At 58.0% G+C, this 10,145-nt stretch carries 10 protein-coding genes and 1 pseudogene; all 11 read left to right on the top strand.

The features are described 5' to 3' along the window. A pseudogene (locus B3759_RS16575) lies at positions 1-1,597 on the top strand (hypothetical protein); the annotation flags it as partial. Between the two features lie 190 nt (positions 1,598-1,787). Then, positions 1,788-2,288: a hypothetical protein gene (locus tag B3759_RS16570; protein ID WP_291367723.1), complete on the top strand. Its 501-nt coding sequence runs from the start codon at positions 1,788-1,790 to the stop codon at positions 2,286-2,288. Further along, positions 2,285-3,886 carry a hypothetical protein gene (locus B3759_RS16565; protein WP_291367721.1) on the top strand — a complete coding sequence of 534 codons (1,602 nt, stop codon included), beginning with the start codon at positions 2,285-2,287 and terminating at the stop codon, positions 3,884-3,886. Before B3759_RS16570 ends, B3759_RS16565 begins: the two co-directional genes overlap by 4 nt. Further along, complete coding sequence (locus B3759_RS16560; RefSeq protein ID WP_291367719.1) at positions 3,886-5,937, top strand: portal protein; 2,052 nt, start codon at positions 3,886-3,888, stop codon at positions 5,935-5,937. The genes B3759_RS16565 and B3759_RS16560 overlap by 1 nt, the downstream gene beginning before the upstream one ends. Next, the gene (locus B3759_RS16555; RefSeq protein WP_233059540.1) at positions 5,937-6,260 is read left to right on the top strand and encodes a hypothetical protein; all 324 of its coding nucleotides are present in this window, start codon (positions 5,937-5,939) and stop codon (positions 6,258-6,260) included. The genes B3759_RS16560 and B3759_RS16555 overlap by 1 nt, the downstream gene beginning before the upstream one ends. After that, the gene (locus tag B3759_RS16550; RefSeq protein WP_291367717.1) at positions 6,250-7,284 is read left to right on the top strand and encodes a hypothetical protein; all 1,035 of its coding nucleotides are present in this window, start codon (positions 6,250-6,252) and stop codon (positions 7,282-7,284) included. The genes B3759_RS16555 and B3759_RS16550 overlap by 11 nt, the downstream gene beginning before the upstream one ends. Before the next feature lie 61 nt (positions 7,285-7,345). Next, the gene (locus B3759_RS16545; protein ID WP_233059563.1) at positions 7,346-8,266 is read left to right on the top strand and encodes an SU10 major capsid protein; all 921 of its coding nucleotides are present in this window, start codon (positions 7,346-7,348) and stop codon (positions 8,264-8,266) included. 64 nt (positions 8,267-8,330) lie between these two features. After that, positions 8,331-8,591 (top strand): hypothetical protein, encoded by a 261-nt coding sequence (locus B3759_RS16540; protein ID WP_291367715.1) that lies wholly within the window; start codon positions 8,331-8,333, stop codon positions 8,589-8,591. A 344-nt stretch (positions 8,592-8,935) separates the two neighbouring features. Further along, positions 8,936-9,577 (top strand): phage adaptor protein, encoded by a 642-nt coding sequence (locus B3759_RS16535; RefSeq protein ID WP_233059542.1) that lies wholly within the window; start codon positions 8,936-8,938, stop codon positions 9,575-9,577. Continuing rightward, positions 9,574-9,810 carry a hypothetical protein gene (locus B3759_RS16530; protein WP_291367711.1) on the top strand — a complete coding sequence of 79 codons (237 nt, stop codon included), beginning with the start codon at positions 9,574-9,576 and terminating at the stop codon, positions 9,808-9,810. Before B3759_RS16535 ends, B3759_RS16530 begins: the two co-directional genes overlap by 4 nt. Positions 9,811-9,865: 55 nt before the next feature. Next, positions 9,866-10,145: hypothetical protein (locus B3759_RS16525; protein WP_291367709.1), on the top strand; the 280-nt coding region annotated here is incomplete at its 3' end.

Below are 10,145 nucleotides of genomic sequence, written 5' to 3'. Positions count from 1 at the left end.
GGCATTTGCCCGGATCAAGCAGGCGAACCCGGATATGAACACGGGGGAAGCTCTGGATGCGGCCCGCAGCTACGTCCAGCGGCAGGGTATCAGCGCACCCGAAAGCCTGTCCCCAGAAGGATCACGCTCGCTGGGTGCGCTCAACTTCGCGTCTTTCTTTGGCCCGCTCCGGGCCGCAGGAAGCAAGGATAACCCGGAAACGGAACTGTCCGACACTGTGAAGGGTGATCTGGATAATGGCAAAGCCAACATGGTCCAGCTGTTCAAGAGCCTTCGGCAGCTGGGGCCTGAGAACGGCGGCGTGGACAAGGATCAGCACACCACGCTGATGAATGCGCTCAAAGAGGCGACCAACCATAACCGCAATCAGGCCGACAATGGCGAGGACAACGGCTATCTGGATACCTTCCGCGACCAGATCAACGACATGGTGATGCCCGAGCAGACGAAGGCCGCAATCCTTGATCGTCTCCAGACACTCAACATCGGGGCCTATAACGGCAAGAAGATGAACGCCGGGGGCACAACAGGTCGGGCGCTCCGGGCAATCATGACTGCCGCCGTTCCGGCCCTGTCTGGAACTGCTGTCGGCCACTTTGCGGGTGCAGAAGGGGGGATTGGTGCCGCCACGGGAATGGCAGCCGGACTGAACTACCTGCGTGGTCGCGCCCTGGCCAATGCGGCCACATCCGTAGGGGGGCGAGTGGATAGCCTTCTGGGTTTGGGCACTCCGCCGGTTTTGAAGGCCATCGCATCGAAGCAGAGGGTGGCCGCGCGGGCGGGTGTCGGAACGTCTGTTGATCCCTCTCTCATGCAGGGACTTGCAGATGATGCAGCCGTAAAAGCCGCACTGTCGGGGCGGGCGAAGCAGGCCACGGCCGCCCGTGTTATGGGTTCTCGACCGGCCCCGCGCCCAGCAGCGCAAGCCGCCCAAGCTACCCCCACGCAGCCCGGACAGGGAGCCTCGCAGGGACCGTCCACATCTGGGGCTGGACCAGCCGAAGGCCCGGATAAGGGACCGTCAAAGGGACCGTCCGCACCCCCTCACCCGACTTCATCGGTCAAGGCCACTATAGGCGGTTATCCGGGCTGGTTGACGCATGTGGCAAGCACGTCCGGGGATGCTGGTGGGGTGAATCCGGCCGATGTGAAGCACTTCATTATGAACATGCACGAGAGCCGTGGCGGGGCACTTACGGATGCAGACATCAACAGCCTGTTGTCACCGAACGCGGTTGTGGACCCATCCGTAATGAATGGCCTGCGTGAGCAGATAAGCGAGCATGTCCGCAACGGGACATGGGCCAAGGCTACGGGCCGAGCCACGCCATCACAGGGAGCCTCTCAGGGACCGTCCGTGGTCCGTAATCCGCAGTCCTATCAGGCCGCGATTGATCAGGCTGTCCTGCATCGGGACCAGATTATCAAGCAATACCCACACCTTCGGGACGCGGCCATGGCTGTAGCCACAGGGAAAAGTCCGGATGAACGTGGGGCGCTGCTGGCAGCCGAGCTTCAGAAGATTGCCGATCCAACGGCCCAAAGGGAGGCGCTGATAGCTCTCGCCCCACTCACCCAATACGGCAAGAAAGGATAAGCTGTGAGTATCGAAAAACTGAACGAAATCAGCGAGTTATGCGATTTTCTCGCATATAGAGCTGATATTTGCATAACAAATCGCGTCGCAGCTCTAAAGGAGGTCGAGAATAACACGCCCTGGGCATCCATGTCAATCTCCCTCCCTGCAAGCTGCCGCGCCGTAAGGGAACACATAAAGGAATTGATCAGTGGATGTGAGCAAGGAGGCGACGACGACCGAAGCGCCGAAACGGAAATGGCAGGGAAGCCCCGAAAATCTGGAAGCACTGCGAAAAGCACGGGAAAAGAGCCTCGCTCTAAACCGCGTCGGAGCGGTTAAGTCCGGCCGAAAGAAGGGTGGACGCCCCGGCTATCGAGGCCCAGCCGGTCGTCGTCGTCTTGCCCACTTCCGCTCTGAAGCCAGAAAGGAGGCAGAGGGAATGGTTGAAAAGATGCTGGATAACGGCATCGTCAAGAAGGATATAGCGGGCAATGAGGCCCTGATCGAGCTGGTGTCCATCGTGGTCGCGCGTGATGCTGAAGGCAAGCCGCTGGAGTCTACAAAGGACCGAATTTCGGCTGCCAGCAAGGTGCTGGACTTCACGATGGCCAAGCCCGAGACGAAACAGTCCGTTGTCGTCCAGACGGCCGAGGACTTCCTGCGTGGTCTGGCGGCCGAAGATGCCGGTTCGGATAATCCAGACGATTGATTGATCCGACCGTTGCGCGGGTGCTGAAGCGCCTGAAAAACGACTTCAGGTATTATGCCCCGCGCATCCTAAAGATCAGGACCAAGGACGCAGAGATCAAGCCTCTGGTCCTGAACCCCGCTCAGGCGATCTTTCTGGATCACGTCGAGAGGCAGCGGAGAGAGCTGGGGTATGTCCGTATCATCGTCCTGAAGGGGCGACAGCAGGGCATATCCACGGTGATCAATGGGTGCCTTTACCAGCAGACATCCATGAATGAGGCCACGAAAAGCCTGGTGGTCGCGCATAAGGCGGAATCAACGTCCGCCCTGTTCGACATGACCAAGCGGTTCTATGACAGCACACCGGCAGCCATCCGGCCCGCGAGGAAATACAAGAGCAAGCGTGAGCTGTCCTTTTCAGAACTGGACAGTTCATATCTGGTCGTTACCGCAGGCGGCGATGATATTGCCCGAGGCGAGACGCTCCAGAACGCCCATCTTTCCGAGGTCGCTTTCTGGCCTAAGACATCGGCACAGGCCAACTTCAACGGTCTGATGAAGGCGGTCCCGCCTCGCCCCGGTTCGCATGTGTTCGTCGAGAGTACGGCCAATGGCATGTCGGGTGTGTTCGCAGACCTGTGGCGTGGTGCTGTGGCAGGCACCAACGGGTTCCGCCCGGTGTTCATCCCGTGGTTTGTTACCGACGAATACCGTGTGCCGGTGCCGGAAGGATTTAAGCGGACCCCGCAGGAAGATGAACTGGTCGCCCGGTATGGCCTCGACGACGAGCAGCTCATGTTCCGCAGGCGAGAAATTGCCCAGAGCGGGGAGGACTTGTTCAAGCAGGAATATCCTTGCTGTGCAGAGGAAGCCTTTCTGACGACTGGCAGCCCGGTGTTCCACACCGAGGCAGTCGAGTGGATGCGCGAGACGCACATGAGCCGGGATTTCACGGCATATGGTTGGGTTCCCGGTGTCGGCTTCCGCGAGAACAGCAGGGGTGAGCTGGCGGTGTGGTCAGAGCCGAAGGATAAGGCCAGCTACTTCATCGGCGCAGACGTTGCCATGGGCATCAAGGGCCGCGACTATAGCGTGGCTGTAGTGCTGGATGATGAACGTCGTGTTGTTGCCAGATACCGCGCCCACATCAATCCAGAAGCGTACGCTGACGTTCTGGAGGCGCTCGGGAAAAGGTATAACACCGCCCGTATAGTGGTTGAAAGCAATAACCATGGACTTCTTACCTGCACCCGCTTGGGCAGAGACCTAGCTTATCCGAATTTCTTCCTTGAGGAAACGGTTGACGAGATAACGCAGGAATACAAGACAAAGCTCGGGTTTGCTACGACAGCAAAAACCAAGCCGCTGATTATAGACGAGCTGAGAACGGAAGTATATGCGCGAGAAATAATCATACCTGATCCGGTTATACTTTCAGAAATGCGGACGTATATTGTCGATGAAAACGGCAGAATGACCGCAGAAAACGGCAAGGACATCAACGGCGAGCCATTTCATGACGATGCTGTCATGGCCCTTGCGTTAGCCAATCACATTTATGAAGAAAAATGGAGTCCGATCACGGTTACTGACGACTTTTACATTGAGAATTACTGATGGCCAAGTCGAGCGCCCTCAGTAACGAGGATGTCGCCACCCTAATAAGGCAGCGGATAGACGCCTCAATCATCGGGACGGAAAGCGTGCTGGCAAAAGGGCGGTTACATGCCGCGCGGTATTACGCCGGTCAAGAGCCGCGCCCGATGCACAACGGGAATAATTCATTCGTGTCGCGCGATGTTTTTGACGCTGTTGAATCCCGAAAAGCCGCCCTTCTGGAGACCTTCACGGGCAACGTGCGGCCTATTCGGTTCGCGCCGCAGAACGACGCGGATGTGCAGGAAGCCACTCAGGCAACCCTTTACACAGATTACGCCGTTTTCCGGCAAAACAAGGGTTTCCAGATCATGCACGATGTTATCCATGATGGGCTTATGGCTCGCGTGGGGCTTGTGCAGGTGTGGTGGCAAAAGGATGTCCAGACTGTCCCGTATGTCCTGCGTGATCTTGATCCGAACGCGGCTGGCCTGAAGATACAGGAACTAAGCCGGACGGCGAATATCTCGGATGTCGAAGTTAAGGCAGACCCGGATACAGAACTGGTAACGGTATCGTATAACCAGCAGGAGGATAATTCCCGCGCGAGTATAGAGCCGGTTCCACCGGAAGAATTCGGAATATCAAGCCGAGCCATTTCAATGGATACAGCGGACATCGTTTACCGTCGGCAGATGAAAACGAAGGCCGATCTTCTGGAGGACGGTTACGACAAGGAAGCTCTGGACGAAATACAAGAGTTCACGGACGATTTCCTTGCCTATGATCCTGAAGTGTCCGAGCGGTTCTTCTCTGTCGAGACAGGGATTGCGGACCAGACATCTCAGGATCAGGGATTGAAGAAAATCTCTGTGTTCGACTGTTACGGTCGTTTCGACGGCGACGGTAATGGCCAGCAAGACTTGTGGCATGTCGTCCTCGCGGGGACCGCCACAGTCCTGAAGATGGAAAAGGTGTCAAGGCATCCGTTCCATGCATACGTTCCCATGCGTGTGCCGCACCGCTTCTATGGTGACTGCTTTGCCAGCCATGTTGCGCCAATCCAGATGGTGAAAACCCTGCTGACGCGGACGGTCGTGGATCACAGCCTGATCACGAACAACCCACGGTATCAGGTGATGCGGGGCGCGTTGGTGAACCCGCGCGAGCTGATCGAGAACCGGATAGGAGGCATTGTGAATGTGACCCGGCCGGACGCCCTTGCGCCTCTGCCGCAGCCTTCGCTGAACCCCTACGTGTTCCAGACGATCAATGCGATGGATGCCAACAAAGAGGCGATCACCGGCACCACTGATCTGTCCCAGGGCATCAATAAGGACGTGATCAGCAGCCAGAACAGCAGCGATCTTGTCTCACAGATGGCCACCATGGGTCAGACCCGCGCCAAGATGATGGCCCGCAACTTCTCGGACTTCCTGAGTGAGCTGTTTGTGGCCGTCTATCAGCTGATCATTGAGAACGAACAGCAGCAGAAGGTGATCGACGTGTGCGGCACCTACGTGTCTGTCGATCCGAGCAGCTGGAAGTCTCGGCGCGATGTCTCCGTAACGTTGGCGATTGGTTATGGCGAGCGTGACAAAGAAACCCAGCAGCTATTCCAGATGGATCAGTTCCTAGCTTCACAGCCGGGAATGTCACCGATCTACACAGTCACCGAGCGGTTCAATGCTTGGAAACGGATGTTGGAAAATCAGGGTGTCTATGATGTCTCTAACTATCTGAAGAACCCCGCAACCATTCCGCCCCCGCAGCCTAGCGCCGAACAGCAGCAGCAGGCCGATCTGGCGGAACGTGAAATGCAGGTCAAGGAACAGCTGGCGGAGAATCAGGCCCTCAAGGTCAACAGCGATGCTCAGATCAAAGCTGACCAGACGCAGGGCAAGATGCAGACCATTCAGGCCGGACAGGCATTGAAAGAGCAGCAGGCGGACCTTCGCGTCCTCCAGTTCCAGCACCAGGTCGGGCTGGATGCAGCTGAAGTCGCCCTACAGCACCGCGCACACGACATAGCAGCTCAGGCCAAGCCTGTGGCTGTCCAGCCGAAAGACTGATGCACACACACGACAATGAAGCCCACCTACTCCAGCGCGGCCTGAACGCAAAAGCCGCGCTGGATAGCGGCCCGATTGCGGCCGCCTTCGATGAATTGGGGCTGTCCTACTCCCAGCAACTATTCGCCACTGAACCGGGCGACCACGAAGCCCGCGAAGCCCTCTACCGCAAGGTAGCGGCCATCCGTGAGGTGTTCGGAGTGCTGCGCGAGTGGGCAGCCGTCGCAGATCAAATCCAAGCCGCAGAGGCGCAGCAGGAAGAACTGGCGAAGGCCGGGCAACTGCTGAACGACGAGGAAATCAACCAACTTTATGCCCGCTGAAAACATGGGAGACGCTGGTGAAAACACCAGCCTTGATATTGACGGTGGCGCTGATGCGCTGCTCGCCAAATGGGGAGTTACTGAAGATGAGCCGGAAGCCGGAAATGCACCTGATGCTGGACGAGACGCTGGAGCTGAGGGGGAAGGCACCCCGCAGGAAGGCGAAGGAACGGACGGATCGGGAGGCGATGGAGACGCGCCTGAAGGCTCAGAAGGATCGCAGGAAGGCGCGGAGAAACCGGCAGATGGGCAGGATGGAAATGCTGACCATGTAGCCGACGATATACCCGACGACCGAAAGGTAAAGGTCGGGGATACCGAAATGACCATGGGCGATCTTCGGGCCATTGCGGGCCGGTCGAACGCCCTTGATCAGCGTGCTGCCGCACTTCAGCAGGATGCCGTCAAGCTCCAGCAGGTGGCGCAGCGCCATGTCGATGGCCTGAAGTCCATGGCGCAGGCCGCTGAAGCTCGCTGGAACCAGTTTGCCACGGCAGATGTGGCTTCCATCAAGGCCAATTCCACACCAGAGGAATGGGCGCAGTTCGGCGCAATGGCCGATCAGGCGTTCAAAGACATGCAAAAGGCGAAGGAAGCCCTCAATTTCGAGGCTCCCCAGCTGACGCAGCAGCAGCAGCAGGCCAAGCTCGCGGCTGCGCAGGCATGTGCAAAGGCACTCACGGACCCTGCCACCGGCATTCCTGGCTTCAACCAGCAGCGCCATGCGGACCTGATCAAATGGGGCACCAGCATGGGGCTGGACCAGTCCGCGCTGAATGACCTGACAGACCCGGCACAGTTCCGCATTCTGGATATGGCCATGCGCTACTCGCAGGGTGCCAAGGCCGCCCAACAGGCAACACCCAAGCCCGCAACTGCGAGCGCAAAGCCAGCCATGCGGACACAGGCAACCAGCCAGTCCGGCAAAAGCACAAAGACAGACGCCATGAAGCGCCTGCGCAACACCGGCGATCTGGATGATGCAGCAGACGCACTCATGAGCCGCTGGGGCGCAGCGGAATAAAAACCGCGCCTTTTCGATAACAAACATTACGTCAGTATAAAGGAGAACCTATTTGCCCCAGATGGATACCTACGATCAGGTCGGTAAGCGCGAGGATGTGTCGGATGTTATCTCGAACATTGACCCCTACAACACGCCTTTCCAGTCCAGCGTAGGCGGTAAGACTGTAAAGAACACCCTGTACCAGTGGCAGGAAGATCACCTTGAACCGGCCGGTGTGAACGCGCAGGTGGAAGGTGCAGACCCCGACGACATCACCCTGACGCCCACGGAAATGCGTTCCAACACCACGCAGATTCTTGTGAAGTCCTTCAAGGTGTCGCGCTCTGCCAACAAGATGTCCACCTACGGACGCGCCAAGGAGCTGGCCTATCAGGCTGTCCGCGCCATGCGTGCGATCAAGACTGATCTGGAATACTCACTGGTCGGAACCGCGCAGACCATGGTGGCCGGTTCGGACACGGTTGCCCGTCAGTTCGCGGGTGTGCAGGCCCAGATTGACCCGTCCATGGTGGTCACGGCTGGCACCCCGGCTGAAGGCAGCACGGCGGCCGTTGCTGGCCCGCTGAATGAGGACCTGATCCTGTCCGCCAATGAGCTGCTCTACAACAGCGGTGGCGAGGCCACGGTCCTGTCTGTGAAGCCCTCGGATGCCCGCAAGGTGGCCGATATGGCTTACACCACCCCTTCGGGGATCGACACCGGCCGCCTGCGTGATACCGGCCAGGGCACGTCCCTGACGAACGTTGTGGACGTTTACCGCTCCCCCTACGGCACCCAGAAGGTGACGCTGAACCGCTGGCAGCGGGCGCAGGATGCTTTCCTGTTCGATCCGAAGATGTGGAAGCTGGCTGTCTATGACAACTGGCAGCGCGTCCCGCTGGCCAAGACAGGCGACAGCGAGCGCCAGATGATTGTGGGCGAGTTCGGCCTTCAGCACGCGAACTACAAGGCTTCGGCCCTGATCACCAACCTGGCCTAATCCGCCAACCAGAAGGCTCCCTGAAATAAAGGGGGCCTTCTTTTTTGAGAGGAAACCAACAAAAATGATCCCATTCCGACCAATCGCAACGGTGAACGTGGCCACATCCGCATCCGCCCCGACCACAGTGCAGGCTCCGGTCCCATCTTCGCGGGTCGTGCGTATTGTGTGCAGCGTTGCAAGCACAGTCGCCATCGGGAAGCTGGGCGAAATGCTTATGCCTGCGAACGTGCCCGAATATTTCCTGTGCAGCACCAGTGACGTGGTGGCCATTCAGGCCAGCTCAGGGACAGGAACGGCCAACGTGACGTTTATGAGCCGATGAGGCCATATCCATTTCCCGGCCCACCGCCCACAGAGTAAGGAGAGAACGATAAAGCAGAACACGGGCGCGGTTGCGCTCGACATCCAAGAAAACGCGGATGGACTGCTGTTCCGGCAGTATCAGGACATCCCGCAGCAGTTCCTCGACGAACTGAAAGAATACCGCATCGGATCGTCTGCGCAGCGATGCGGCGAACTACAGCGCGTAGCGTCCATCCCTGCGATTTTCGTCACCAAATGGCTGAAAGAGGGCTTCAATATCTGGATGGAGGATGAGAAGGCTATCGTCCGTAAGCTGAAGCAGGATGGCCTTGAGGCATTCCTCGCCACGGAAAAGGCGGTATAATGCCTGATCTTATGCCCATTCCCGATAGCGACTTCACGCTGGGAACCTTCCGCGACTTCATGACGGACTGGCTGAACCGCACTGATATTTCCACACAGCAGGCAAACATGATCATTAAGCGCGGCCTCGCCCGCTGTCAGCGTGATCTGCGCCTTGCACAGATGGAGCGCGATCTGACAGTGCAGGCCACCGCAGGCACCCCCATCCAGTCCATTCCAATCCCCGCTGACTTCCTGATCATGCGCCAGGTGGAAGCCGACAACACCAGCTGCCAGCCGGTAAGCTACGCCCACCTTCTGCGCCTGCCAAAGCAGCCCGGACGTGGGGCCGTGTTTGCCCGTAATGAGGGAGACATTCTGTTCCGGCCCTATCCGCAGTCCTATGCGCGGCTTGTGTATTACGCGAAGTTCCAGCCCCTGAATGCCGATACGGACAGCAACGAACTACTGGCGCTGTCCCCTGAATGCCTGCTGTTCGCATGCCTGAGCTATGCAGCCAACTTCTTTGCAATGGATCAGGAAGCCAACTTCGAGCAGCGTTACCAGCAGGAAGTGACGACGCTGAACAACGTCAATCAGGAAATGGATACGCTTGGCGGCCCCACGGCTGTCCAGCCTGCGACCGGGTATTTCTGGGCATGAGCGTGGGACAGAACACCTTTGAAACCGAAGTCCTGCTGGGGCTGGCGGATATTCGTGAACGCATTGCCCGCGTGGAACAGCGCATCGAGGTCGTGCCGGAACTGGAAGATCGTGTCGTGTCCCTGGAAAGGAGCCGGGACCGTGCAACCGCGAAAATGGCCACGGTTGCAGCAATGTTCGCCTTTATTGAGCCAATCCTGAAAACCAAGATGGGCTGGACATTTTTGCCCTAGACGCCTGCGCCCATATTCCCTATACGCAAAAGGGAACTGAACGGGAGCATTCACCATGGTCGATGAAGAACACAAAAAGGCCCGCGTCCAGCGCGTGCTGGCGTTCTTTACCAAGAACCGTGAGGAATTAGGACTAAGCCCCATTCAGGTGTCAGTGCTGATGGCCACGTATGTTTACCCCGGCTTGTTGGAGCAGAACGTGGCCCCCATGCTCGGTTGTGGAAAAACAACAGTTTACGATGCATGTATCAGCCTGATGGGACCAAAAGCGCCCCCAGCAGCGAAACAGAATCTAATAACACCTATTCAGTATCTTGATAGGGTAAGGACCGATG

It is taken from the genome of Acetobacter sp. UBA5411 (assembly GCF_002409645.1).
GTDB lineage: Bacteria > Pseudomonadota > Alphaproteobacteria > Acetobacterales > Acetobacteraceae > Acetobacter.
This window is presented reverse-complemented; position numbering and strand designations above follow the sequence as displayed.

Bases quoted from the DNA above. Each gene is read 5' to 3' on its own strand.
- B3759_RS16560 (WP_291367719.1), top strand. From the start codon at position 3,886: ATGGCCAAGTCGAGCGCCCTCAGTAACGAGGATGTCGCCACCCTAATA.
- B3759_RS16555 (WP_233059540.1), top strand. From the start codon at position 5,937: ATGCACACACACGACAATGAAGCCCACCTACTCCAGCGCGGCCTGAAC.
- B3759_RS16550 (WP_291367717.1), top strand. From the start codon at position 6,250: ATGCCCGCTGAAAACATGGGAGACGCTGGTGAAAACACCAGCCTTGAT.
- B3759_RS16545 (WP_233059563.1), top strand. From the start codon at position 7,346: ATGGATACCTACGATCAGGTCGGTAAGCGCGAGGATGTGTCGGATGTT.
- B3759_RS16540 (WP_291367715.1), top strand. From the start codon at position 8,331: ATGATCCCATTCCGACCAATCGCAACGGTGAACGTGGCCACATCCGCA.
- B3759_RS16535 (WP_233059542.1), top strand. From the start codon at position 8,936: ATGCCTGATCTTATGCCCATTCCCGATAGCGACTTCACGCTGGGAACC.
- B3759_RS16530 (WP_291367711.1), top strand. From the start codon at position 9,574: ATGAGCGTGGGACAGAACACCTTTGAAACCGAAGTCCTGCTGGGGCTG.